The following is a 24,006-nucleotide window of genomic DNA, read 5'->3' as shown; positions in this document are numbered from 1 at the left end:
CTACAGTTCCACCTGGTGCGAAATGATGTCGCGCTTGAGCAAGGCGGCCAGCACGCCGGCGCCATCGACCACGCCCTGCTGTGCGATCGCATCGGCCACTTGCCCCGCGTTGGCGCCCGGGTGTGCCGCAATGAAGCCGACCGCCATGCGTTCGGCCGTCGTCAACACGTGGCGCTGGCCGTTCACAACGACCGAACCGCCATCGAACGCATAACGTGAATTGAGCTGCAGGACACGGCGGCGCGTCTCGTCTTCGCGCCGCGGCAGGAACAGGTCGGCCAGGGCGACATGGCTGTTGACGCGTTCGCGCGACTGCGCACGGCGACGGAAGTCCTGCAAGGTCGCAGGATTGGCCAGGATGTCGGCCAGTACCGCGATGGCCTGTTCGAGCTGGCCGTCGCCCGCTTCGATGCCATTGACGGATTTGCGGAACGCCAGGTGATCGGGCAGCTTGTTACCGCAGGCCCAGACCAGGTAGTCCAGCAGCAGCGGCGTATGGGCACCGACCGCCAGGTGGAAGGTCGGCCGGTTGTCCACCGGCGCCACCTTGTGCCACCAGCCGCGCGGCAGATACAGCACGTCGCCGGCTTTCAGGACGATGTCGAGCACCGGCGTTTGCGGCGCCTGGGCCTTTTTCTCGGCGCTGACCTGGGAATTGAGCGGCAGCTGGAACGTCGGCTCGTACACCAGCCAGCGTTTTTCGCCAAACATCTGGACGGCGAAAATATCGTGCCGGTCCCAGTGAATATCGGTGGCGGGCTCGCGGCCGAACGACACGTAGGCGTTCGCCGACGCCTGGGCCCGGGCAAAGCGCGACACCTGCAGGCAAATATCGGACACCGCCTGCGAATACAGGTCGATGCGGTTCAACACCAGCGACGCATCGTCGGCCAGGCAGCGGTACAACGCTTCCTTGCGGATGCGGCGGCGCCGGATGCCGATGTCGGTATATTCCTCGATCAGCTGGCGCTGGTCGATCCGCTCGGCATTCTTCAACACCTTCAGATAGGTTTCCTCGGGATCGACCACGTCGAGGGCATTGTCGATGATCCGGACCGGATCGCCTGGCGGCGTGAACGCCCCTTCCAGCAACAGCGGCTTTTTCTCGAAAAAGCCGCTCTGGAACTCGTCATAGGAATAACGGAAGTCGATCAGCATTATTTCTGTGCCCTCAGGGTGCGGGACAATGCTTCGTGGTTCCAGTCCAGGTTGATCGAAGCCAGGCTGTCGCCACGGTCGGCCAGCAGGCCCAGTGTTCCCGAATTGGAATCGGGAGAAGGAAAATACGTCACGCTCCTGATCGGCTGGGTCGAGCGAAGCAATTCCACCGGCGCACTGAATACGCCCGCATGCTGCGTATAAGCGGCAACGACATATGCGCCGTTGGCTTGCCACACACCCACGTCCAGCGCATGCTCCCCAGCCGCCGTCCTGGCCTTGTCGACCTGGGATGCCATGATGAAGCGGCCCTGCGGCAGGGCCGGATGAGGATCGCCGGCGGGATGGATGCCCAGCTTCTGCCCTGTCAAGTTGGGCGAATGGCTGAAGCGGTCGTTCGCATGGGCGGCAAAGACCGTGCCATCCTTGAATAACACCAGACTCATCCGGGTTGCCGCCGCATCGCTGGCGCAAGGTCCTTGCAGCAGCGCGGCGTGGGCCAATTTTAGTCGGTCCTGGCTGCCAGCGACGCTGATCGACAGCTCGGACAGCGATTCGCTCAGCGGAACAAATTTCAGACCCGCTGCCCGGCTCGCCGTAGCGGCACAGGCCGCCTGCGCCGGCGCCGCGCTCTGCGCGGCTGCCGGGCAGGCGACCAGCACGCTGGCCGCGGCCACTGCCGAGAGTATCTTGGTAAAACGGTTATTCATCTGCGGACTCCCGAGCGGTTCGGCCCTGACGGGTCAACGGAAGCCAGGATGGTTGGCGTCATAGCCGCTGCCTGGGTTCTGCAGGATCGGCATATTGGAATAGGAAGCGATCGCCCAGGCGATGTCATTGGCGACCCGCTCGTTCATGTCGTTCGTGGACTGGCCGTTGGCCAGGCGCTCGTTTTCGGTGCGGCCGGCATTGGTCATATGGCCCAACTCATGCAGGGGCAGATAATTCGTGCCGCCCGGGTTGGCCGCATAACCGGTCAGGTTATCGATATTGAAGCTCACCTGCGGGTTGCCGCCGGCGTAATCGGCTTCGCCACGCGTGGTGCCGTTGCGGTAAGTGAAACCCTGCTCGTTGACGACAATGTCGGTCTTGGCCCAGATCTGCTTCAGCTCGGCACCGGTGACGCTTTGGCCGTTGGACAGCGTCACACGGGCGTTATCGGGAATCGCGGCCACCGCGTTCGTCGTATCCTGCACGCTCTTGACCAGGGCGTCGACCGCTTTCTGTTCGTCGGCGGTCAATGGCCGGGTGATCTTGACGTCGACGCGGACAGCGCTTTCGTCGGTCGGTTCCGGCACCGGTCCGCCATATCCCACGCCGCCACCGCCCCAAATGAACAAGTTGGGCATGAAATAGGACTTCGTATTGTCGCGATTGCCGACGACCGTGACGGTCGGCATGGTGGTGGTCGGATTCTCGTCGCCGTCCTCGCCGTCACCGCCGGCGATCAAATCCAGTTCATCTTCCATCAACAGGCGTACACCATCGAACTCACCGCTGAAATGCCGCATACGAATCTCCTCTAAAAGTCTGGCCGGGTGGCTGGTTAAAGTTGCTTCGGTTGGAACACGCTCAGCATGATAACGATTCCTATTCAGTACTCAACAGCGAGCAAGATTTTTTTTGGAATAGTATTATTTTTTCCACAATATATTGAAAGCAGAGCAGCTTGGTGATAATCACGGCACATTGACAGCGCCACATCGCTGCACAAAATACTATGTGAATAGTCGTGCGCGACTTTACGTTCGAAATTTGAAATAGGGATGACGGCAACTGGCCCGGAGCTCGGGCCTGCCGGTCAGCAGCACTCGAGGTTGTCCGGCGGCGGATACGCGATGCGCGTGCCCTCAACCAGGGCGAACGAGGTCAGCACGTGCGGCCGGGTCTTGCCCCGGTTGATGATGTGCTCGACCGGAATGCCGCGCACCGCCAGCGCATCCGCGACCATCGAACGGTGGCAGCGCCACGGCACCGCCTCGGCGCACATCAGGGCGCAGCGGCGGTCGCTGGCCAGGACCAGCACGGTTTCCACGCCGGCCAGGAACTCGTCCGATTGCATATGGTCGGCATAGCCGCGAAACGATTTGTTGCGCCAGCCGCTGTTGGGTGAATCCTTGCGGGCGTGGCGCAGACCGCCGAGGGCGGCGATGTACTGGTAAGCGATGCCGGCCGCGGCCAGCGCCGGCGGCAGCTGGTCCTGGCCGAACTGCGGGTTGGCGCGTGACTTCGGTACCGTGCGGATATCGATCAGCGTGCCGATGCGCTGTTCGGCCAGCAGGGCGATGAATTCCTCGATGGGGCGGTTGGAGTGGCCTATCGTAAATACTGTTTGCGTCATGGTTCGCGTGCGCGAGCTTGGGGCGACAGGCTGTATTCTGGTCCAGGTGGCCGGACAGCGGCGCCCTCTTCCCGACCCGAGCCGAACACATGAGCCAACGGCGTCAAGGAGCGGATTTGCCGCTATATGGAAGCAACGCCACCGTTCCGGATCCGCCTGGGCGAGCGCAAGACGGTCACGGACCTGCCGGCGGATGTCCTCTACACGATGAACTCGGCGCGGCACCGACCGCGGACGAGTGCCTCCGCAACCCCATCCCTCACTGACCGGATGGCACCATCGTCGTATCCGGTCGCTGCGCCTTCAGCAGCGTGTAGCCGCTTTCGCGGTCCGGCAGCGCGCCGGCCTGGAATTCCTGCAGCAGCGTATCGACTTCCTCGCCGGACCATTTCTTGCCCACATTGGCCAGCGTGACACCGTTACGCACGACCGGCGCCTTGCGCGCCGGCTCCAGCTTGCCTTGCAGCGCATTGCGGGCGATGAACAAGGCGCGGATCACATCCGGCGTCGTGCAGGCGTCGTGTTCGGCCAGGGACACCCCGGTGCGCGGGTCGATGCCCAGGGCCAGTTGCTCGAGGAGTTGCGCTGCCTGTTGCGGTGTCATGCTGGCTCCTTTCGTCCGGTGGCTCTGTCAAGGGTAGCAGCTGCCTGTCCGCTTGCTGCGGCATCTGCCGCGTTGCTGGTGCCGCTCAAGGAAGCCGACGACCGAGGGAACTTTCAGCGGCATCGTTCAGCGTGCCCCCGCCGTCCGCACCACCCGCGCATTCAACGCGATCACGACACCCGCCAGCGACAGCGAGCCCAGCGCCACCGCGATATTGGTCTGGGCGGCGATCCAGCCGATCACCGGTGGGCCCAGCAGCAGGCCCGTGTAGCCGACGGTGGCGGCCGTCGCCACGCCGATGCCGGGCGCCATGCCGGGAATGTTGGCGGCAGCCGCGAAGATCAGCGGCACGACATTGGCCGCGCCCAGCCCTACCAGCGCAAAGCCGACGGCGGACAAGGCGTGATGCGTGCTCGTCACGGCGATCAGCAAGCCCAGCAACATCGACAAGCCGCCGACGACCATCAGGGTGGGCGAGCCGAAGCGCACCGTCAGGCGGTCGCCGGCAAAGCGACAGGCGGCCATCGCGATCGAGAACGCCGAGTAGCCCAGGGCCGCCGCGCCCGGCGTGGCGCCGGTACGTTCCGTCATCAGCAATGCGCTCCAGTCCACCAGCGCGCCCTCCACCGCCATGCACAGCAGCGCCAGCAGCCCAAGGAACAGGGCGGGGCCGCGCGGCAGCGCGAAGTGGCTGCCGCCAGCGCCGCTGGCGGCCGTGTGCAGCACGCGTGGCGCCGTCAGCAGCACGGCCACGATGGTGACGACACTGAACGCCAGCGCGCCGCGGCCGTCCCCAAAACCGTGCTCGACGATCAGCCCGCCGCCGGCCGCGCCGACCAGCCCGCCCAGGCTGAAGAAGGCGTGGAACGACGACATCGTCGGCACGCCGCGCGCGATCTCCACCTCGCTGGCGTTGGCGTTCATCGACACGTCCAGCGCGCCATTGGACGCGCCGAACGCGAACGCGGCCACGAACAGCGCGGCCACGTGCGACGTGCCGATCAGCAGCGCGGTCATGACGGCGAACACGAAGGCGGCCCACAAGGTGGTGCGACGGGTGCCCCAGTGCGTGGTCAGCCAGCCGGCCACCGGCATCGCGGCCATGGCGCCGGCGGCGATCGTCAGCAGCAGCATGCCCAGCACGCCGGTATCGAGGCCGGCCCGGGCCTGCACCACGGGCACGTGCGCGGCCCACAGGCCGACGCCGGCACCGTTCAATAAAAAGATGGCGGAAATCGCCCAGCGCGCGGCGCCGATGTGCTTTGCGCTCATGCGCGCTCCGCGAAGAGCAGTTCGGGGCCGCCGGCCACGTCGCGCAGGGCCGCGACGTGCTGCGCCGGCAGGTCCGCCTCGACGGCCAGATGGTCCAGCTCGTTGGGCATGCCCAGGAAAAACGGTGACGGCGCACCGAAGCGCTCGTTCAGCGCGGCGGCGGCACGGCGCGCGCTGCCGGCCAGCATCGCGCGCTTCAGGATGGCTTCCTCGCCGTCGGAGGCGCCCAGCCGGCGGCTGTCGAGGCCGCACAGGCCGACGATGCACAGGTCGGCGCGCAGCTGTTCGATGTCGGCCAGCGTGCGCGCGCCCAGCACCGCGCCACACTGGGCCGAGTATGTGCCGCCCAGCAGGATCACCCGGGTCTGGCGAAATTCGCCCAGGGCCAGCGCGATGTGCGGGCTGTTGGTGACGATCGTCGCGGCGCAGCCGTCGTCCAGCTGCCGGGCCAGCGCCAGGTTGGTGGAGCCGGCATCGATCAGCACCGTGTCGCCCGGCTGCAGCAGGGACCGCAATGCCTGCGCCAGCAGTGCCTTGCGCTGTAACGCCGCACCTTCGCGCTGGCCGAAACTGGCCTCGCCGCCGGCACGGCGCACGGCGCCACCGTGCACCCGCCGCAGCCGGCCGGCCAGGTCCAGGTCGCGCAGGTCGCGCCGGATCGTGTCCTCGGACGTCTGGAAACGCTGGGCCAGCTCGGCCGCCAGCACCTTGCCTTCACGGTCTACCGCTTCGCCGATCAGGCGCCGCCGTTCCTCTGCCAATTGCATGCTTGCACTCCGGGTGGTTCGAATAGCGCAAGCATACACGAACAAACGTGCAAAGAAAACGCATAAACGTGCATCAACGATCTTTATAGGGGGCGGCCCGCAAAGTTTCGCGCGGCGCTTCCGGTGGCGGACTGAAGTCGATCTCGCACAGCCACGACTGCGCGTACTCGACGATTTCGCCGTTGCGGTTGCGGATACGTTCGAAGCCGGTCAAGGTGAAGCGGCCGTCGCCACACCACAGGATGCGCGGCTCCAGCAGGGTTTCGCGGATCACCGGCGAACCGTGCTCCATCAGGCGCGCCAGCTTGACGGGGCGGCGCAGGCCCTGGTCGTCCGTATCGAGGATGCGCAATTCGCCAAAGCGGGGCGCGGCGCGGTCGCCCAGGACGCGGCTGGGCAGCGAAATGCCGCCCATGCGCAGTTTGACCATTTTGATTCTCATGATGCACCCAAGAAATAATACTGTACGTTTATACAGTATAGCAGCAGTCGGGAAACACCTGCGCTTTTTAGCCCGGTGGTCATCGTACAACTTGGGGAGGGCCGCAGCGCTGCTGCTATAATGATCACTTCCCTTTCCAGCCCACCGCCATGTCCGACCTGACCGCCACCGTTACGCCGCCGAAACGGCGCCACCGCAACCTTGCCCAGGGCGTGGTCGAGAGCATCAGCGCCAGCATTCGCGACGGCGTGCTGAAGCCCGGCGAGAAGCTGCCGACCGAGTCCGTGATCATGGAACTGCACGGCGTCAGCCGCACCGTGGTGCGCGAGGCCATCTCGCACCTGCAGGCCGCCGGCCTGGTCGAGACGCGCCACGGCATCGGCACGTTCGTGCTGGAGCCGCCCGCCCCGCCGCTGCTGATCTCGGCGGACACGATCCGCACCATCGGCGACGTGCTGGCGATCCTGGAGCTGCGCATCAGCCTTGAAACGGAAGCGGCCTGGCTGGCGGCGTCGCGCCGCACCGACGAGCAGGCGCGCGAGATGGCCGCCGCGCTCGAGCGCATCGTGCAAGGCGGCTCGGTCGAGGCGGACGTGCAGTTCCACCTGCTGATCGCGCAGGCGACCGGCAACCGCTACTTCGTGGACATCCTGACCCACCTGGGCACGACGATCATCCCGCGCGCGCGCGTCAACTCGGCGCAACTGGCGCACGACGATCCGGCCGTCTACCTGGAGCGCGTCAACCGCGAACACGAGGACATCTACCACGCCATCCTGCGGCGCGACCCGGAAGGGGCGCGCGCGGCGATGCGCACCCACCTCTCCAACAGCCGCGAGCGGCTGCGCAAGGCGCAGGAAGAGACCGCGGCGGCGCTGTGACATGCGTGCCGCCGGGCTGGCAGCCGCGTTGCTTTGCGCCGTCGGCGTGGTGCACGCGGCGGACCTGCCCTGCCCTGGCGCCGTGTCGTTGCAAACGGAGCGGGATTATCTGGTCAACCTGAAGGCCGCATTGCGCTCGTCATGTTTGCTGGAAGACGATGCCGCCATTGAGGAGCGGCTCAAGGCCTTGTTTGCCGCGCCGGCAGTCACGACGCAATACCGGGCGCGGCAGTCATCTACAAATTTGCCGGGAGGATTCCGGGTGCCGGCGATCGCGGCCAGGAAGCACTTGTCCAGGTCGTCATCAAGTTGGCACCCGACGCGCCGCGCGAGCTCAGCGCGCGCGTCGAATTCAAGGGCAACTGGGAACTCACGAGCGCGGCCTTCCAGGAGATCTGGCAGGCCGAGCAATGGCCCATCCTGCCGCCGCACCATCCCGATCCACGCAACTATGGCCGCTACACCGTGCCCGGGTCCCGCGTCGGCGCAGTCAGCTTGACGCGGGATGACAATGGCCGGCTGCTGACTTGGTCCTATTGGGACGAGCCCCCAGGGCGCCCTGTGCCAACGCAAACGTCGTCGGCGCTGTTTTGCTCCAACGCCTGCCGGGCGCCCGCGTGGACCCGGGGCGCGGCAGCGCACAGTTGCCCCGCCAAGGTCTCTTGTGGGGAAGCCGCCGCGAAGTAGAAGCCCAAGCGAAAGGCTGGGGTCGGACCCGGCGGGTCCGACCCCATCATTCCGGTGGCAACCAAAACGCTTGCAGCCGCCCGTTTTAGGTTGTACGATGTCATACAACGATGACCCTTATCCTCGATCCCCCTGACCTAGAAGCGAGTAGACTCATGCAACCCAAAGAACTCCAAACCGTCCTGTCCCATGGCCTGCTGTCGTTCCCGGTGACCGACTTCGACGCCAACGGCGACTTCCGCGCCGACACCTACGCCAAGCGCCTGGAATGGCTGGCACCGTATGGCGCGTCCGCCCTGTTCGCGGCCGGCGGCACGGGTGAGTTCTTCTCGCTGACCCCGAACGAATACACCGACATCATCAAGACCGCCGTCGACACCTGCCGCGGCAAGGTGCCGATCCTGGCCGGTGCCGGCGGCCCGACCCGCGCGGCCATCGCCTATGCGCAGGAAGCGGAACGCGTGGGCGCGCAAGGCATCCTGCTGCTGCCGCACTACCTGACCGAAGCCAGCCAGGATGGCCTGATCCGCCATGTGGAAGAGGTCTGCAAGTCGGTGGACTTCGGCGTGGTCGTCTACAACCGCGGCAACTGCCGCCTGACGGCCGACTCGCTGGAGATCCTGGCCGCGCGCAATCCGAACCTGATCGGCTTCAAGGACGGCATCGGCGACATCGAACTGATGGTCTCGATCTGGCGCCGCATGGGCGACCGCTTCAGCTACCTGGGCGGCCTGCCGACGGCGGAAGTGTACGCCGCGGCCTACAAGGCGCTCGGTACCCCGGTATACTCGTCGGCGGTATTCAACTTCATGCCGAAGCTGGCCATGGACTTCTACCACGCCGTGGCCGCCGACGACCGCGAGACGCAGAACCGCCTGCTGGACGAATTCTTCCTGCCGTACCTGGCCATCCGCAACCGCAAGGCCGGCTACGCGGTGTCGATCGTCAAGGCGGGCGCGAAGATCGCCGGCTACGACGCCGGTCCGGTGCGCGCACCGCTGACCGACCTGACGGAAGAGGAATACGCGATGCTGGAGAAACTGATGCGTGCCCAGGGCCCGCAATAACGGCGTCTGTAGTGCTGCAAAACCGATGCGGGCCACGGCCCGCATCGATCTATTCTGCCGGCCGATATGACAACCGCCGCGCGCCAGCTGGCACGCGGCCAACAGGAGAACACATGGAAATCAAGGGTGAAATGATCATCGGCCGCAAGGCCGTGCTGGGCAAGGAAGGTACCGTCAAGGCTGTCGACCCGTCGCGCAACGCGCAGATCGAGCCGCCTTTCGGCCTGGCGTCGCAAGCCGAACTGGAACAGGCTTGCACGCTGGCGTGGCAGGCCTTCGACCGCTACCGCGAGACGACGCCGGCGCAGCGCGCCAAGTTCCTCGAGACCATCGCCGACCGCATCATGGACCTGGGCCCGGCGCTGATCGAACGCGCCATGCAGGAATCCGGCTTGCCGCAGGCACGCCTGGAAGGCGAACGTGGCCGCACCTGCAATCAGCTGCGCCTGTTCGCGAAAGTCGTGCGCGATGGCCGCTACCTCTCCGCCACGCTGGATTCGGCGCTGCCCGACCGGGCGCCAGCCCCGCGCCCCGACCTGCGCCTGCGCAAGATCGGCCTGGGTCCGGTCGCCGTGTTCGGCGCGTCGAACTTCCCGCTGGCCTTCTCGGTGGCTGGCGGCGACACCGCCTCCGCGCTGGCCGCCGGCTGCCCGGTCGTGGTGAAAGCCCACTCGGCCCACCTGGGCACTTCCGAGCTGGTGGCGAAGGCCGTGCAGCAGGCCGCGATCGACAGCGACATGCCGGAAGGCGTGTTCTCGATGCTGATCGGCGCCGGCCAGAGCATCGGCCAGAACCTGGTCAGCCATCCGCACATCAAGGCGGTCGGCTTCACCGGCTCGCGCGCGGGCGGCATCGCGCTGATGAAGACGGCGGCGGCGCGCCCCGAGCCGATCCCCGTGTACGCGGAAATGAGCAGCATCAATCCGGTCTTCCTGCTGGAAGGCGCGCTGGCCAACGAAAAACTGCCGCAGCAGTTCGCCGACTCGCTGACGCTCGGCGCCGGCCAGTTCTGCACCAATCCGGGCCTGTTGATCGCGCTGGAGTCGCCGGCCCTGGACAAGTTCGTGCAAGGCACCGTCAGCGCGCTGCAGGCCAAGGGCGCCGCCACGATGCTGACCCCGGGCATCCACCAGGCCTACACCACCGGCGTGGCCAAGCTGGGCAAGGTCGAGGGCGTGACGTTGCTGGCGCAGGGCCAGACCACGGACAACCCGTGCAGTGCGGTGGCCGCGCTGTACACGACCGATGCCGCCACGTTCCTGGCCAAGCCGGAACTGGAAGACGAAATCTTCGGCCCGTGCTCGCTGCTGATCCGCTGCCACAGCGAAGCGCAGCTGATCGAGGTGGCCGAACACGTCGAAGGCCAGCTGACGGCGGCGGTGCACGCGACGGGCGCGGACATCGCCATCGCGAAAAAACTGCTGCCGACCCTGGAACGCAAGGCCGGTCGCATCCTGTTCAATGGCTTCGGTACCGGCGTCGAAGTGGCGCACGCGATGGTGCACGGCGGGCCGTTCCCGTCCACCTCGGACAGCCGCTCCACCTCGGTGGGCGCGTCGGCGATCGACCGCTTCCTGCGCCCGGTGTGCTACCAGGACGTGCCGGCCGAGCTGCTGCCGGCCGCGCTGGCGGGCGACAATCCGCTGGCGATCCCGCGCGTCGTCGACGGTGAGCTGGTGCTGAAGTAATGGCAGGCCTGTCGATCGAACGCATCGCCGGCGTGCAGTGCGCGACGGGCGAAAGCCCGGCGTGGGATGCCGCCGCGCGCGCGTGGTACTGGGTCGACATTCCGGCCAGGTGCATCTGGCGGCTCGATGCCGCCGGGCGCACGCGCTCGTGGCAGGCCCCCGAGATGGTGGCCTGCGTGGCGCCGCGCGCGCGCGGTGGGCTGATCGCCGGCATGGAGACGGGCATGTTCAAGGTCGAGCTGGAAAGCAGCGACCTGATCGACAACGGCAGCGTGGCCGTCACGCTGCTGGGCAAGCCGGCCGAGCTGGGCGCGGGCATGCGCTTCAACGACGGCCGCACCGACCGCCAGGGCCGCTTCTGGAGCGGCACGATGTTCATGGACATGAGCGCGGGGAAGGATATCGGCCAGCTGTACCGTTACGATGCGAACGGCCTGTCGGCGCCCATTGTCTCTGGCCTGTTCACGCAGAACGGGCTGTCCTGGTCGCCCGACGGGCGCACGATGTACCTGTCCGATTCGCATCCCAACAGCCGCCTGGTGTGGGCATTCGATTACGACGTCGCGACGGGCGTGCCGTCGAACCGGCGCGTGTTCGCCAACCTGGCCGAACACGTGGGCCGGCCGGACGGCGCCGTCGTCGACGCCGACGGCTGCTACTGGAGCTGCGCCAACGACGCCGGCTGCCTGCTGCGCTTCACGCCGGAGGGCAAGCTGGATCGGCGCATCGACCTGCCCTTCCTCAAACCGTCGATGTGCACCTTCGGCGGCGACGACCTGAAGACCCTGATCGTCACGTCGATCGTCTCCGGCAAGCCGGAAGACGCCGAATGGGGCGGCGCCGTCGTGCTGCTGCGCCCCGGCGTGCAGGGCCTGGCCGACGCGCCCTGCGCGTTCTGAAAATTGCCAAAAATCGGGGACTGTCCCCGATTTTTGGCAACTATTTCCCGGAAAATGGGGTCTGTCCCTCTTTTTTGAAGCGGAAGCTTGTGGTGGAGCGGAACACTTCGCCCGGCCGCAGCACCGTGCTGGGGAATGACGGCTGGTTCGGGCTGTCCGGCAGGTGCTGGGTCTCGAATGCGAAGCCGTCATAGCGCTGGTAAGCCGTGCCGCTGACGCCCACCTCTTTTCCATCGAACGCGTTGGCCGTGTAGAACTGCGCCGACGGTTCCGTCGTGCCGATCTCCATCCGGATGCCGCTGCTCGTGTCGTCGATGACGGCCACGGTGGCCAGTTGACCCGGCTGCTTGCCAAATACCAGGCTGTGGTCGAAACCGGGCGGATCGCCCAGCAGGACGGAAGGCGCCTGCAGTCGCGCCGCGGCACTGGCGGGCTTGCGGAAGTCCAGTGGCGTGCCGGCCACGCTGGCCAGCTCTCCCGTCGGTACGCGGTTCGCGTCCGTGACGGCGTAGCGGTCGGCGTCGAACTGGAAGCGGTGCGAGGCCAGGCCGCGGCTGCCGGCACCCGCCAGGTTGAAGTAGGCGTGGTTCGTGAAATTGACGACCGTGGGCGCATCCGTCACCGCTTCGTACTCGATGCGGAACTCGTCGCTGGCGCGCAGCAGGCGGTAGGTCACGTGCAGCGTCAGCGTGCCGGGGAAGGACTGGTCGCCGTCCGGGCTGACCAGGGTGTAGACGGAGCCGATCGAGGCGCTGTCGGCGAAGTCGCGGCGCTGCCACACACGCTGTTCGTAACCGGGCGGGCCGCCGTGGATGGTCAGGCCGCGCAGGTTCGGCTGCAGCCGCACCGTCTTGCCGTCCAGCGTGTAACGGGCGCCGCCGATGCGGCCGGCGTAACGGCCGATGATGGCGCCCCATTTGCGCGTGCTGCGCTGGTAGGCCGCCAGGTCCGGCAAGTCCAGCACGACGTTGCGGCGCGCGCCGGTCCGGTCGGCCGCCGTCGCGGCCACGATGGTGGCACCGTAGTCGATGTAGGCCAAGGTCATGCCGCGGTCGTTGGTCAGCGTGACCTTCTCGACGGCGGCGCCGGCGCTTGTGGTGCCATACGGTTGCACGGCGATGCCGGTGGCACTGGCCACCCCCGCAGCGGCCAGCAGGGCGGCGCAGAACGATCGTCGCATCAGAGGTCCGTGATTTCCTTGTAGCGCGGTACCAGCGTCTTCATGACGCCCCAAGCCAGCAGGTAGGCCAGCGCGCAGAACGCGAACATGATCATGTAGCCGGTGGCCAGCTGGCCCTGTGCGCCATAATAATCGAACAGCCAGCCGCCCACCTTCGACACCGCGACGCCACCGAGGCCGCCGGCCATGCCGCCGATGCCGACGATGGAGGCGACGGTCCGTTGCGGGAACATGTCCGAGACGGTCGTGAACAGGTTGGCCGACCAGGCCTGGTGCGCCGACGCGCCAACGCCGATCAGCAGCACGGGCATCCAGTAGCTGATGGACCCCAGCGGCTGCGCCAGCAGCACGACCAGCGGGAAGCAGGCGATGACGAACATCGCCTTCATGCGGCCGTCGTACGGCGACGCCCCCTTGTCCATGAAGTAGGCGGGGAAGTAGCCGCCGCCGATACTGCCGATCATCGTCATGCTGTACAACACGGCCAGCGGCAGCACGATGTCGGCCGGCCCCATGCCATAGGTGGAGGCCAGGTATTTCGGCAGCCAGAACAGGAAGAACCACCACACGCCGTCCGTCATGAATTTGCCGAAGGCGAAGGCCCAGGTCTGGCGGTAGGCCAGCAGGCGGAACCAGGGCACCTTGGCGCCGGCTGGGGCGGAGGACGTCGTCGCGGCCGGTGCATCGCTGCGGATGTACGCCAGCTCCGCCTTCGACAGGCGCTTCTGCCGCTCCGGCGTATCGAACAGCATCTGCCACGCGATCATCCACACGAAGCCGATGGCGCCGATGACGATGAAGGCGGCCTGCCAGCCCCAGTTGATCGCGATCCAGGGCACCGTCAACGGTGCCAGGATGGCGCCGATATTGGCGCCGGAGTTGAAGATCCCGGTGGCGAACGAGCGCTCGCGCTTGGGGAAGTATTCGGCCGTGGCCTTGATCGCGGCGGGGAAGTTGCCCGCCTCGCCCACCGCCAGCACGGCGCGCGACAACATGAAGCCGATGATCGAAGCCGGCGCCGTCACCATGCCCAGCGCACCCAGCGCGCTGCCGACCGCATGCCCCATCGGCACCGAATAGGCGTGCATGATGGCGCCGCCGGACCACACGGCGATCGCCCACAGGTAGGCGCGCTTGGTGCCGATGCGGTCGACGATCGGGCCGGCGAACACCATCGACAGCGCATACACGAACTGGAACGCCGCCGTGATGTTGGCGTAGTCGGTATTGGACCAGTTGAATTCTTTTGTGAGCTGCGGCGCCAGCAGGCTCAATACCTGGCGGTCCAGGTAATTGACGGTGGTGGCGAAGAACAGCAGCGCGCAGATCGTCCAGCGGTAATTGCCGACGGCGGTGGCGCCGCGTGCGCCAGCGCTCGGCTGGCTGACAGGGTCGTTCAGCTTCATGGGATCACTTGGTTTGGTTATCGTCGATCTCTCGGTCTCCAGCGAGAGCAGCCCTAAGTTGTATGTCATCGTACAACCTAACAAGACGTTAAGCAAGAAATAATCAAGTCCCCGGCATAGTCCCCTGTTCCGGGCAATTTTCCTGAAAACCAGGGCCCGTCCGCGCCTTGCCTGTCGCGACACCGCAACGCGGGTCATCCATGCCCCGCCCCTGTCTACGTAATTTCCGTAAATCATTAATTTCCAAGGGGAAAATATGATAAGGTGGAGCCGACCTCCCCCCGCGATTCCCCATGATGACGCTGACCGACCTGTTTTCGCCGCCGGCGGACCCTTCGCTGCTGCAATACGGCATCCATGAGCCGCGCCTGGTCGTGCTGTCGTTGCTGGTGGCCGTGTTCGCTTCGCTGATGGGCCTGCAAATGGCCGGCCACTCGCGCGGCGCCAACAGTCCCGTGCTGCGCATGGGCGCGTTGTTGGCCGGCACGCTGGCACTGGGTTCCGGCATCTGGGCCATGCATTTCATCGGCATGCTGGCCTTCGACCTGTGCACGCCGACCCACTACGATCCCGTGGTGACCTTTCTGTCGCTGCTGCCTGGCCTCGCCGCTGCCGCCGTCGCGCTGGCGATCCTGAGCCGGCCCACATTGACGCGCGGCGTGCTGCTGACGGGGGGCCTGCTGGTCGGCGCCGGCATCGGCGCCATGCACTACAGCGGCATGGCGGCCATGCGCACCGGCCTGCAGCTGCGCTACGACCCGTGGATGTTCGCGCTGTCGATCGTCGTCGCCGTCGTGCTGGCGACCGTCGCGCTGGGCGTGCGCTTCGGCCTGCGCGGCCTGCGCCAACGCCTGAGCCATCGCCAGCGCCTGGCCATCAGCGCACTGGTGATGGGCGGGGCGATCACGGGCATGCACTACACGGGCATGGCGGCCGCGCGCTTCGTCGGCACGCCGGCGCCCGGCGCGAGCGCGGGCAGTACCGATTTCGTCGCACTGGCCGTCAGCGCCATTACCGTGCTGTTTACCGTGGTCGTCATGGGCGCCAACGGCCTGCTGCGCTACCGCGAGATGTACCGCCAGCTGCACCGCAGCGAAAGCTGGATGCGCGCCCTGCTGACGACCACCGTGGACGGCGTCATCACGGTCGACCGCGACGGCACGATCCACGAGTTCAACCTGTCGGCCGAGCGCATCTTCGGCTGGCGCCGCGACGAGATCGTGGGCCGCCACATCGCCACGCTGATGGCCGACCAGGCCGCGTCCGAGCAGAGCGGCTTCCTGTACTTCCTGAAAACCGGCGACGACCAGCTGACCCGCGCCGGCAGCGAGGTGCTGGGCCTGCGCAAGGACGGCAGCCACGTGCCGATCCGGCGCGCGGTCGGCCACGCGCGCCTGACGGGGCGCGACCTGTTCGTGCTGTTCATTACCGACATCAGCGAACGGCGTGCCATGGTGCAGGCACTGCGCGACAGCGAGCGCCAGTTCCGCTCCCTGATCGGCAACATCCCCGGCATCTCGTTCCGCTGCCATGCCGATGCCGACTACTCGATCGAATTCCTCAGCGACGGTGTCGAGCTGGTCACCGGCTATCCGGCCGCCGATTTCACGGGCGCGGCCCGCCAACGCACGCTGATCGAGCTGATCTCGCCCGCCGACCTGCCGCGCGTGCTGGCGCTGTGCGGCGAAGCTGTCGCCGCCGGCAGTGCCTACACGGTCGAATACCGGCTGCGCCACGCGGACGGCAGCTGGCGCTGGGTATGGGAGCACGGCGCGCCCGTCATGGGCGACGACGGCATGCCGCGCTGGGTCGATGGCGTCATCCTCGACATCACCGAGCGCCGCCAGATGGAAGAAGACCTGCGCCTGGCCAAGGAAAAGGCCGAGCAGGCCGCCGCGGCACGCGCCTCGTTCGTGGCCAACATGAGCCATGAGATCCGCACGCCGATGAACGCCATCCTCGGCTTTACCGACGTGCTGCTGGACGGCGAACTGCAGCCGCAGCAGCGCGCCCACCTCGACACGGTGCGCAACGCCGGCCGTGCGCTGCTGCGCCTCCTGAACGAGATCCTCGACACGGCCAAACTGGAAAAAGGCGCCGTGCAACTCGAACTGGACGACTACAACCTGCTGGCGCTGATCGACCAGCTCTCGTCCACCTACAACACGACGGCACGCGGCAAGGGGCTGGCGCTGAACATCGCCTACGCTCCCGACCTGTCGCCCTGGCAGCACGGCGACGAACTGCGCATGCGCCAGGTGCTGACCAACCTGCTCGACAACGCGATCAAGTTCACCGCCGCGGGCAGCGTCACGCTCAGCGTCGCGGCCGAGGGCGAACAGCTGCGCATCGCCGTCACGGACACCGGCATCGGCATCGCGCCGGACCGCCTGGCCGCCATCTTCGACCCGTTCACGCAGGCCGATGCCTCGATGACGCGCCGCTTCGGCGGCACGGGCCTGGGCACCACGATCAGCAAGCAGCTGGTGGAACTGATGGGCGGCCGCATCTGGGCCGAGAGCACGCCGGGCCAGGGCAGCACCTTCCACGTGCTGCTGCCGCTGACGCCGGCGTTGCAGCCGGAGCGCCTGCGCCAGCAAACCCAGCGCCAGCGCATCGCCTTCGAGCTGCCGCCGCTGCGGGTGCTGGCGGCCGACGACGTGGCGCAGAACCTGGAGCTGCTGGGACTCCTGATGAGCAAGCGCGGTCACACGCTGACCTTGGCGCACGACGGCGCGCACGCCGCCGAGCTGGCCGCGCGCCACGACTTCGACGTGATCCTGATGGACGTGCAGATGCCGCACGTGGACGGGCTCGCGGCCACCCGCATCATCCGCGCCGAGGCGCAGTGCAATGGGCGGCCGCGCGTGCCCATCGTGGCGATGACGGCGAGCGTGCTGGAAGCGCACCGTAAGGCCAGCATGGCCGCCGGCATGGACGGCTTCGCATCCAAACCGGTCGACTGGTATGCCCTGTCGCACGAGATCGCACGCGTGCTGGGGCTGGAAGCGGTGGGTGCCATGGTGGCGCTCAACGCGGCCGGGCCGCTGGTGCTGAATCGCGCGGCCGCGCTGCTGCGCTGGGGCGGCAACGAGGCCGCGCTGCAGGCGGCGCTGTGCCGTTTCGCCGACGAGCATGGCGGCTGTGACGCCACGCTGACGGCGCTGGCGGGACGCGGCGACCATGCGGCCGTGCAGATGCTGGCGCACCGCGTGCGCGGTGTCGCCGCCAACGTCGGCTTCGAACAGCTGGCGGTACTGCTGGCCGAGATCGAGCAATGCGCCACGGCCTGCGTCGCCGGGACCGCAAGCGAGCGGGCCCGTGCCGCGCTGGACGCTGCGCTGGCCCGCCTGGGTCCGCAACTGGCGCAGGCACGGGCGGCGCAAGGCCGCTGCCCGGATGCGCCCACCGCCGAGGCAGCACCCGCGAGCGCGGTGCTCGACCTCGACGCCGTGCAATCGGCCGCCGCCGCGCTGCAGCGCGCGCTGGCCCGCGGCGCGCTCGACGACGACGCGCTGGCCCGGCTGTCGGCCGCGTTGCAGGGACACGTCGCCCCGGCCGCGCTGGCCCCGCTGCAGATGGCACTGGGCGACTTCGACTTCACGCTGGCCGAAACGAGGCTTAATATGATCCTCGCCACGGTCTTCACCCCCGATACGGAATCCAGCTCATGAACGACCAGACCTTCCGACCCGCCGCCACCACGCCGCAACCGCCGCTGATCCTGGCGGTGGACGACGAGGCCTCCAACCTGCAGCTGCTGCGCCAGATCCTGCAGGACCAGTACCGGCTGCTGTTCGCCAAGGACGGCGCGCGCGCGCTCGAGCTGGCGCGCCAGGAACGCCCCGCCCTGATCCTGCTCGACGTCATGATGCCGGGCATGAGCGGCCACGACGCCTGTCGCCAGCTCAAGGCCGATCCCGCCACGGCCGGGATTCCCGTCATCTTCGTCACCGCGCTGTCCTCGCCCGAGGACGAGGTGGAAGGCTTCGACGCCGGCGCCGTCGACTACATCACGAAGCCCGTCAGCGCGCCGATCGTGCGGGCACGCGTGCGCACCCACCTGTCGCTGGTACGGCTGGACGAGTTGAAGGAAACCCGGCTGCAGATCGTGCAGCGCCTGGGCCTGGCCGCCGAGTACAAGGACAACGAGACCGGCATGCACGTGATCCGCATGAGCCATTACGCGCGCCTCTTGGGCGTGGCGGTCGGCATGGACGAGACGCAGGCGGACGACCTGCTGCACGCGGCGCCGATGCACGACGTGGGCAAGATCGGCATCCCCGACCGCATCCTGCAGAAGCCGGCCGCGCTGGACAAGGACGAGTGGGCCATCATGCAGTCGCACGCGCTGATCGGCGGCGACATCATCGGCGAACACCCGCACGGCATGCTGAAGCTGGCGCGCGACATCGCGCTGACGCACCACGAAAAATGGGACGGCAGCGGCTATCCGAACGGCCTGGCCGGCAGCGCGATCCCGCTGGTGGGCCGCATCGTCGCGATCGCCGACGTGTTCGACGCGCTGACCTCGGCGCGGCCGTACAAGGCCGCCTGGCCCGTCGAGGAAGCGGTGCAGTACATGAAGCAGCAGCGCGGCCGCCACTTCGACCCGGAGCTGGTCGACCTGTTCCTGCAGCAGTTGCCGGCCATCCGCGCCATCATGGACAAGTGGGCGGAGCGCTAGGCTAACCGCCCAGCCCGTGTCCACCTGGGGGTCACGGACTCGGCTGTTTGGACGGCGCTAGCCCACCAGGCGGTGGTACAGGTCGAGGTAGTCCTGCGCCATCTTCTCGGCCGCGAACAATTTCCAGTAACGGGCCTCGGCGCGTTGCCCCATGTCGGCCGCCAGCTGCGGGTTTTCCCACAGCGTGCGCATCGCCGCGGCGAAGGCCTCCGGATCGCTGGGCGGCACCACCAGGCCTGTTTCCCCATGGCTGTTGATGTAGGTGGTGCCGGTGCCGATCTCGCTGGAGATCATCGGCTTGCCGTACATCGCGCCCTCCAGCAGCGAGATGCCGAACGCTTCCGAGCGCAGATGCGACGGGAACGCCATCGCGTAGCACAGCGTCAGCAGCGCCACCTTGTCGTCCTCGTCCACTGCGCCGACGAACTGCACGTGCGTCAGGCCCAGGCGCGCCGCGTGCTGCTTCAGTTCCTGCTCGATCGGGCCGGCGCCGACGATGACGACCGGGTAGTCCAGCCGCGCCATCGCGTCCAGCAGGATGTGCAGACCCTTGTAATAACGCAGCACGCCGACGAACAGGAAGAAGCGCTCGCCCACCCGGGCGCGCCACTTGTCCAGCAGGTCGGCACGCGGCAGCGGATAGGTCGACTTGTCCAGCCCGAACGGGATCGTATGGACCTTGCCGTTGTAGCGCTTGAGGATCTCGGACGAGGCAAAATAGTTCGGTGACGTGGCGACGATCGCGTCCACCCGGGCCAGGAAGCGGTGCATCAGCGGCGAGTACAGCTTCAGCAGCGCCTTCTGGCGCACGATGTCGGAGTGGTACGTCACCACGCTGGGCTTGTCCACGCGCGCCAGGAAGTGCGCCAGGTCCATGAACGGCCACGGGAAGTGGTAATGGATCACGTCGGCCTGGCGCGCCAGCTCGGCCAGCTTGCCGATGACGCCGAACGACACCGAGTTCGACGCGATCTCGAAGGCCTGCGGCACGCGGTGTACCAGGTGGCCGTCGATGTCGAAACTGTCGGCGGCACCGCCGCGGGTCAGCGTCAGCACCTCGTTCGTCACGCCCAGCCGGCTGGTGCCCACGCACATCTGGCGGATCACCTGCTCGACGCCGCCGCGCGACTCGGGAAAATAGGTCTTGTAGAAGTGAAGAACGCGCATGACTTGTTTACTTGAGGATCGAGCGGTACACGGCCGCGGTGTGGCGGGCCGTCTCGCGCCAGGTCAGCTGCAGCGCGCGCACCGTGCCGGCCGCGCTGCAGCGCTTGCGCAGCGCCTCGTCGCGCGCCAGTTCCAGCATGGCGCTGCCGATGGCGGTCACCGACAACGGATCGACGTCGATCGCAGCGCCCGCCGTCACCTCCGGCAGCGACGTCGTGTTCGACGCCACCACCGGCACGCCGGACGCGAACGCCTCCACCACGGGAATGCCGAAGCCTTCATACAGCGACGGAAAGACGAACACCCCGGCGCCGGCATACACGTGGCGCAGCTGGTCGACATTCGTCAGGCTGCTCAGCCAGACGACGTTCTCGCCATGCTGTTGGGCGGCACGGATGCGGTTGACCGCGTCCTCGCTGCGCGCGCCGGGCGCCCCGACGACGACGAGCTGGCGCTGCGCGCGGATGCTGGCCGGCAGGCCGAGATACGCCTGCAGCAGGCGCTCGACGTTCTTGCGCGGCTGCAGCGTTCCGACCGTCAGGAAGTAGCCGGGGCGCAGGCCCAGCTCGCGCAGCGTGGCTTCGACCTGCTGTGCCGGCACGCGATCGAGCCAGGCCTCGTCGACGCCGTTGTGGACGACGCTGATGCGGCGCTCGTCCACGCCGAAGAATCGTACCAGCTCGGCGATCGCATAGCGGCTGACGGCGATGACGTGGTCGGCCTGGCGCGCGCCGCGCGCCTGCAACCAGTTCTTCAGGCCGCGCAAGCGCGGGTTGCACCACTCCGGATGCGCGATCGGCAGCGCGTCGTGCAGCGTGGCGACGACGGGGCAGTTCATGCGCACGATGCGGTAGTCGGTGGCGTGATACAGGTCCACGTCCAGCGCCATGCGCGCGCCCGCGACGTCGGCCAGCATGGCCAGCGGCAGGGAGCGCGGCAGCGGACGGCCAACGGTCAATGCGGCGGCCGGACCGAACGAAAAAGGCTGCACGGCGCAACCGGCCCCCGGCAGCTCGCGCAGCAGTGCGCGGCTGTAGACACCGATTCCGTCGAGACGGCCGCCCGTCAGCCCGGGTTCCGTCGTCGTCGTCGCCAGGCCGATGCGGGGCAGCCCTGGAGTCACGCCTCGTACATCCAGCGCAGCGTTTCGGCCAGCGGCGGCGGGGTGATCGTGCCGACGACAGCCTGCAGGCGCCGGTTGTCGCCCGTCAGGCGCTCGACTTCGTTGGCGCGCACGAAGGCAGGGTTGACGTGCACGTCGATGCGGTAGCCGGCGATGTCGGCCATCATGTCCAGCACCTCGCCCAGCGACCAGGCGCTGCCGGAGCTGACGTTGAAGACGCGCTGCGCCGCGCTGCCGCCCGGCGCCGCCGCCAGCAGGTGGCGATACGCCGCCGCGACCATGCGCACGTCGGAAAAATCGCGCCATACGTGCAGGTTGCCCAGCTCGATGCGCGCTTCCTTGCGGCGGAAGTGCGAGACGATCTTCGGCAGCAGGAAGTTGTCGGCCTGGCCGACGCCCGTGTAATTGAAGGGACGAGCCATGACGATGGGCAGCTTGTCCATCCACAGCCGCGCCATGTATTCCATCGCCAGCTTGCTGACGGCGTAGTCGTTGGCGGGTGCCGCCGGCACGTCCTCGTGGATCACCGGCACATCGGTATTGCCATAGATGTTCGCGCTGGACGCGAGCAGCACGCAAGACGGCTTCTTCGGCGCCTGCGCCAGCGCTTCCAGCAGGTTGCGCGTACCGACCACGTTGACGCGGTAGATCTGTTCGACGTCCGAGTGGGCGACGAACGCAATCGCGGCCAGGTGCACCACGACGTCCGGCGCCGCTTCGCGCACCGCGGCGGCCAGGCCGTCGCGGTCCAGCAGGTCGACGCCGAGGACGTTGGGCGGCAGCGTGCCATCCGCGGCTGGCGTGGCGGTGCCATACACCTCATAGCCCGCCAGGGCCAGTTCCTGCGCCACGTACCGCCCGGTGAAGCCGGCGATACCGGTGACCAGGGCACGCTTGCCCGCCCCTTCGCGGGCGCCGGACAACAGCTGCAACGGCGGCAGGACGGCGCTCATGTCAGAACGAGAAGCCGGCTTGGTTGCGACGCAGGTCGGCCTCGACCATCATCTGGCACAGCTCTTCCAGCGTGGTCTTCGGCTCCCAGCCCAGCACGGCCTTGGCCTTGGCCGGATCGCCGATCAGCAGGTCCACTTCGGCCGGACGGTAGAATTTCGGGCTGACGCGCACCAGCACCTTGCCGCTCTGGGCGTCGTGGCCCGTCTCGGTTTCGCCCTCGCCTTGCCATTCGATGGCGATGTCGGCTGCCTTGAACGCCATCGTCACGAAGTCGCGCACGGTCTCGGTGCGGTTGGTCGCCAGCACGTAGGTGTCGGGCTGGTCGGCCTGCAGGATGCGCCACATGCCTTCCACGTATTCCTTGGCGAAGCCCCAGTCGCGCTTGGCATCCAGGTTGCCCAGTTCCAGCACGTCCAGCTTGCCCAGCTTGATCTTGGCGACCGAGTCGGTGATCTTGCGGGTGACGAACTCACGGCCACGCAGTGGCGACTCGTGGTTGAACAGGATGCCGGAGGAGCCGAAGATGCCGTACGACTCGCGGTAGTTGACGGTCATCCAGTGCGCGTACAGCTTGGCCACACCGTACGGGCTGCGCGGGTAGAACGGGGTATCTTCCTTCTGCGGGATCGCCTGCACCTTGCCGAACATTTCGGAGGTGGACGCCTGGTAGAAGCGGATCTTCGGATCGACGATGCGGATCGCTTCCAGCAGGTTCACGGCGCCCAGGCCGGTGATTTCGGCGGTGGTCAGCGGTTGCTCGAACGAGACGCCGACGAAGCTCTGCGCGGCCAGGTTGTAGATCTCGCTGAACTGGCCATTCTGCAGCAGGCGGATCGACGACGACAGGTCCGTCAGGTCATGCTCGACCAGCTTCAGGTTCGGGTGGTTCTGGATGCCCAGTTCCTCGATGCGCCAGAAGTTGACGGAACTCGTGCGACGGAACGTACCGGTGACTTCATAGCCTTTTTCCAGCAGCAGTTGCGCGAGATAGGCGCCATCCTGGCCCGAGATGCCCGTTACCAGGGCGCGTTTGGTGGTTTGCATAGTGTTGGATACCCAGTGACGAATTGACCGTGAAGCCCAACATTGTAACAGAGGCATGCATACCGGACGCCCCGCTGCGGCAGGCGAATTACATTAATTACATCTTGTTACACGGCAATTTTACCGTCAGCCGAGACCGATGCCGCGCGCCATCAGGGCGGCAAAAACGGGGATCAGCGCGAACACGTGGATCTCGACCAGCAGCCGCCGGCGCAGCGTGTCCACCTCGTCCAGTGGCGGTACGAAGCTGGCGTTGGCCTTGAGCGCCTTCTGCCAGGCGAGGATGCGCAAGGTCGGCTTGATGGACAACAGGCCGACCACGGCGAACGCGCCGACCTTGGTCCAGAACACGTGGTTGGGAAGATAGAAGTCCGGGCCCTTGGCGCCGAACCACACGCGCGCGAAACCGATCGCCAGGATGGCGACGGCCAGTGCGCCATAGGCCGCATCGAAACGGCCGAGCAGCCGCACGGTATGCGGCGACATCGCCGCGGGACGCATCAGTGCCAGCTCGGCCGCCAGCACGGCCGCGATGCCGAACACGATCAGGTGATGGGTGATGGCGAGGACGAGGTCGGTCATGCGGCTACTCTAGCGCGGCCGCAAGTCGATGTAAACAGTGTGAACCCATGGTGACAG

The 24,006-nt window shown here is 67.1% G+C and carries 22 protein-coding genes; 6 read left to right on the top strand and 16 right to left on the bottom strand.

Annotated elements, in window-relative coordinates; all coding sequences use genetic code 11:
• The 8 genes from E7V67_001930 to E7V67_001895 all read right to left on the bottom strand — a co-directional run bounded on the left by E7V67_001930 (position 1) and on the right by E7V67_001895 (position 6,572).
• A complete protein-coding gene (locus E7V67_001930; protein WUR13890.1) occupies positions 1-1,158 on the bottom strand; it encodes a cupin domain-containing protein in 1,158 nt (385 codons plus the stop codon).
• Positions 1,158-1,868, bottom strand: coding sequence for a hypothetical protein (locus E7V67_001925; GenBank protein ID WUR13889.1), 711 nt, complete (start codon positions 1,866-1,868; stop codon positions 1,158-1,160). The genes E7V67_001930 and E7V67_001925 overlap by 1 nt, the downstream gene beginning before the upstream one ends.
• A gap of 33 nt (positions 1,869-1,901) precedes the next feature.
• The gene (locus E7V67_001920) at positions 1,902-2,669 is read right to left on the bottom strand and encodes a hypothetical protein (GenBank protein ID WUR13888.1); all 768 of its coding nucleotides are present in this window, start codon (positions 2,667-2,669) and stop codon (positions 1,902-1,904) included.
• 290 nt (positions 2,670-2,959) lie between these two features.
• A complete protein-coding gene (locus E7V67_001915; protein ID WUR13887.1) occupies positions 2,960-3,499 on the bottom strand; it encodes a DUF488 domain-containing protein in 540 nt (179 codons plus the stop codon).
• 259 nt (positions 3,500-3,758) lie between these two features.
• Positions 3,759-4,103, bottom strand: a complete 345-nt coding sequence (locus E7V67_001910) for a hypothetical protein (protein WUR13886.1) — start codon at positions 4,101-4,103, stop codon at positions 3,759-3,761.
• A 126-nt stretch (positions 4,104-4,229) separates the two neighbouring features.
• Positions 4,230-5,375, bottom strand: a complete 1,146-nt coding sequence (locus tag E7V67_001905; GenBank protein WUR13885.1) for an MFS transporter — start codon at positions 5,373-5,375, stop codon at positions 4,230-4,232.
• Entirely contained in the window at positions 5,372-6,142 is a 771-nt protein-coding gene (locus E7V67_001900; GenBank protein WUR13884.1) for a DeoR/GlpR family DNA-binding transcription regulator, read from the bottom strand. The genes E7V67_001905 and E7V67_001900 overlap by 4 nt, the downstream gene beginning before the upstream one ends.
• 73 nt (positions 6,143-6,215) lie before the next feature.
• Positions 6,216-6,572: a hypothetical protein gene (locus E7V67_001895; GenBank protein WUR13883.1), complete on the bottom strand. Its 357-nt coding sequence runs from the start codon at positions 6,570-6,572 to the stop codon at positions 6,216-6,218.
• Between the two features lie 161 nt (positions 6,573-6,733).
• Here E7V67_001895 and E7V67_001890 point away from each other — a divergent pair, with 161 nt between their 5' ends.
• Complete coding sequence (locus tag E7V67_001890) at positions 6,734-7,465, top strand: FadR/GntR family transcriptional regulator (GenBank protein ID WUR13882.1); 732 nt, start codon at positions 6,734-6,736, stop codon at positions 7,463-7,465.
• A 105-nt stretch (positions 7,466-7,570) separates the two neighbouring features.
• Here E7V67_001890 and E7V67_001885 read toward each other — a convergent pair whose 3' ends face one another.
• Entirely contained in the window at positions 7,571-7,876 is a 306-nt protein-coding gene (locus E7V67_001885) for a hypothetical protein (protein WUR13881.1), read from the bottom strand.
• Positions 7,877-8,307: 431 nt separating this feature from the next.
• Here E7V67_001885 and kdgD point away from each other — a divergent pair, with 431 nt between their 5' ends.
• The 3 genes from kdgD (at position 8,308) to E7V67_001870 (ending at position 11,806) form a co-directional block, all read left to right on the top strand.
• The gene (gene kdgD, locus E7V67_001880) at positions 8,308-9,219 is read left to right on the top strand and encodes a 5-dehydro-4-deoxyglucarate dehydratase (GenBank protein ID WUR13880.1); all 912 of its coding nucleotides are present in this window, start codon (positions 8,308-8,310) and stop codon (positions 9,217-9,219) included.
• 113 nt (positions 9,220-9,332) lie between these two features.
• The gene (locus E7V67_001875) at positions 9,333-10,907 is read left to right on the top strand and encodes an aldehyde dehydrogenase (NADP(+)) (protein WUR13879.1); all 1,575 of its coding nucleotides are present in this window, start codon (positions 9,333-9,335) and stop codon (positions 10,905-10,907) included.
• A complete protein-coding gene (locus tag E7V67_001870) occupies positions 10,907-11,806 on the top strand; it encodes an SMP-30/gluconolactonase/LRE family protein (GenBank protein WUR13878.1) in 900 nt (299 codons plus the stop codon). The genes E7V67_001875 and E7V67_001870 overlap by 1 nt, the downstream gene beginning before the upstream one ends.
• Positions 11,807-11,846: 40 nt before the next feature.
• On the opposite strand, the gene E7V67_001865 is transcribed toward E7V67_001870, so the two are convergent.
• Positions 11,847-12,986, bottom strand: a complete 1,140-nt coding sequence (locus E7V67_001865; protein WUR13877.1) for an aldose epimerase family protein — start codon at positions 12,984-12,986, stop codon at positions 11,847-11,849.
• A complete protein-coding gene (locus E7V67_001860) occupies positions 12,986-14,392 on the bottom strand; it encodes an MFS transporter (GenBank protein ID WUR13876.1) in 1,407 nt (468 codons plus the stop codon). The genes E7V67_001865 and E7V67_001860 overlap by 1 nt, the downstream gene beginning before the upstream one ends.
• 293 nt (positions 14,393-14,685) lie before the next feature.
• Between E7V67_001860 and E7V67_001855 the strand changes: the two genes are divergently transcribed.
• Together E7V67_001855 and E7V67_001850 are read left to right on the top strand one after the other, a co-directional pair.
• Entirely contained in the window at positions 14,686-18,066 is a 3,381-nt protein-coding gene (locus E7V67_001855) for an MHYT domain-containing protein (GenBank protein ID WUR13875.1), read from the top strand.
• A complete protein-coding gene (locus E7V67_001850; GenBank protein ID WUR13874.1) occupies positions 18,063-19,079 on the top strand; it encodes a response regulator in 1,017 nt (338 codons plus the stop codon). Before E7V67_001855 ends, E7V67_001850 begins: the two co-directional genes overlap by 4 nt.
• Before the next feature lie 57 nt (positions 19,080-19,136).
• On the opposite strand, the gene E7V67_001845 is transcribed toward E7V67_001850, so the two are convergent.
• The 5 genes from E7V67_001845 to E7V67_001825 all read right to left on the bottom strand — a co-directional run bounded on the left by E7V67_001845 (position 19,137) and on the right by E7V67_001825 (position 23,949).
• Positions 19,137-20,246, bottom strand: a complete 1,110-nt coding sequence (locus E7V67_001845) for a glycosyltransferase family 4 protein (GenBank protein WUR13873.1) — start codon at positions 20,244-20,246, stop codon at positions 19,137-19,139.
• A 7-nt stretch (positions 20,247-20,253) separates the two neighbouring features.
• The gene (locus E7V67_001840) at positions 20,254-21,369 is read right to left on the bottom strand and encodes a glycosyltransferase family 1 protein (protein ID WUR13872.1); all 1,116 of its coding nucleotides are present in this window, start codon (positions 21,367-21,369) and stop codon (positions 20,254-20,256) included.
• Positions 21,366-22,322, bottom strand: coding sequence for a GDP-mannose 4,6-dehydratase (locus E7V67_001835; GenBank protein ID WUR13871.1), 957 nt, complete (start codon positions 22,320-22,322; stop codon positions 21,366-21,368). The genes E7V67_001840 and E7V67_001835 overlap by 4 nt, the downstream gene beginning before the upstream one ends.
• Position 22,323: 1 nt before the next feature.
• A complete protein-coding gene (gmd, locus tag E7V67_001830; GenBank protein ID WUR13870.1) occupies positions 22,324-23,367 on the bottom strand; it encodes a GDP-mannose 4,6-dehydratase in 1,044 nt (347 codons plus the stop codon).
• Positions 23,368-23,493: 126 nt separating this feature from the next.
• On the bottom strand, positions 23,494-23,949 hold the full coding sequence (locus tag E7V67_001825; GenBank protein ID WUR13869.1) for a DUF2214 family protein: 456 nt from the start codon (positions 23,947-23,949) through the stop codon (positions 23,494-23,496).
• Positions 23,950-24,006 lie beyond the last annotated feature (57 nt).

It is taken from the genome of [Empedobacter] haloabium (genome assembly GCA_008011715.2).
Lineage (GTDB): Bacteria > Pseudomonadota > Gammaproteobacteria > Burkholderiales > Burkholderiaceae_D > Rugamonas > Rugamonas haloabia.
This window is presented reverse-complemented; position numbering and strand designations above follow the sequence as displayed.

Bases quoted from the DNA above. Each gene is read 5' to 3' on its own strand.
- gmd (WUR13870.1), bottom strand. From the start codon at position 23,367: ATGCAAACCACCAAACGCGCCCTGGTAACGGGCATCTCGGGCCAGGAT.
- E7V67_001900 (WUR13884.1), bottom strand. From the start codon at position 6,142: ATGCAATTGGCAGAGGAACGGCGGCGCCTGATCGGCGAAGCGGTAGAC.
- E7V67_001865 (WUR13877.1), bottom strand. From the start codon at position 12,986: ATGCGACGATCGTTCTGCGCCGCCCTGCTGGCCGCTGCGGGGGTGGCC.
- E7V67_001860 (WUR13876.1), bottom strand. From the start codon at position 14,392: ATGAAGCTGAACGACCCTGTCAGCCAGCCGAGCGCTGGCGCACGCGGC.
- E7V67_001915 (WUR13887.1), bottom strand. From the start codon at position 3,499: ATGACGCAAACAGTATTTACGATAGGCCACTCCAACCGCCCCATCGAG.
- E7V67_001890 (WUR13882.1), top strand. From the start codon at position 6,734: ATGTCCGACCTGACCGCCACCGTTACGCCGCCGAAACGGCGCCACCGC.
- kdgD (WUR13880.1), top strand. From the start codon at position 8,308: ATGCAACCCAAAGAACTCCAAACCGTCCTGTCCCATGGCCTGCTGTCG.
- E7V67_001855 (WUR13875.1), top strand. From the start codon at position 14,686: ATGATGACGCTGACCGACCTGTTTTCGCCGCCGGCGGACCCTTCGCTG.
- E7V67_001845 (WUR13873.1), bottom strand. From the start codon at position 20,246: ATGCGCGTTCTTCACTTCTACAAGACCTATTTTCCCGAGTCGCGCGGC.
- E7V67_001875 (WUR13879.1), top strand. From the start codon at position 9,333: ATGGAAATCAAGGGTGAAATGATCATCGGCCGCAAGGCCGTGCTGGGC.
- E7V67_001850 (WUR13874.1), top strand. From the start codon at position 18,063: ATGAACGACCAGACCTTCCGACCCGCCGCCACCACGCCGCAACCGCCG.
- E7V67_001930 (WUR13890.1), bottom strand. From the start codon at position 1,158: ATGCTGATCGACTTCCGTTATTCCTATGACGAGTTCCAGAGCGGCTTT.
- E7V67_001825 (WUR13869.1), bottom strand. From the start codon at position 23,949: ATGACCGACCTCGTCCTCGCCATCACCCATCACCTGATCGTGTTCGGC.
- E7V67_001905 (WUR13885.1), bottom strand. From the start codon at position 5,375: ATGAGCGCAAAGCACATCGGCGCCGCGCGCTGGGCGATTTCCGCCATC.
- E7V67_001895 (WUR13883.1), bottom strand. From the start codon at position 6,572: ATGGTCAAACTGCGCATGGGCGGCATTTCGCTGCCCAGCCGCGTCCTG.
- E7V67_001920 (WUR13888.1), bottom strand. From the start codon at position 2,669: ATGCGGCATTTCAGCGGTGAGTTCGATGGTGTACGCCTGTTGATGGAA.
- E7V67_001870 (WUR13878.1), top strand. From the start codon at position 10,907: ATGGCAGGCCTGTCGATCGAACGCATCGCCGGCGTGCAGTGCGCGACG.
- E7V67_001925 (WUR13889.1), bottom strand. From the start codon at position 1,868: ATGAATAACCGTTTTACCAAGATACTCTCGGCAGTGGCCGCGGCCAGC.
- E7V67_001835 (WUR13871.1), bottom strand. From the start codon at position 22,322: ATGAGCGCCGTCCTGCCGCCGTTGCAGCTGTTGTCCGGCGCCCGCGAA.
- E7V67_001910 (WUR13886.1), bottom strand. From the start codon at position 4,103: ATGACACCGCAACAGGCAGCGCAACTCCTCGAGCAACTGGCCCTGGGC.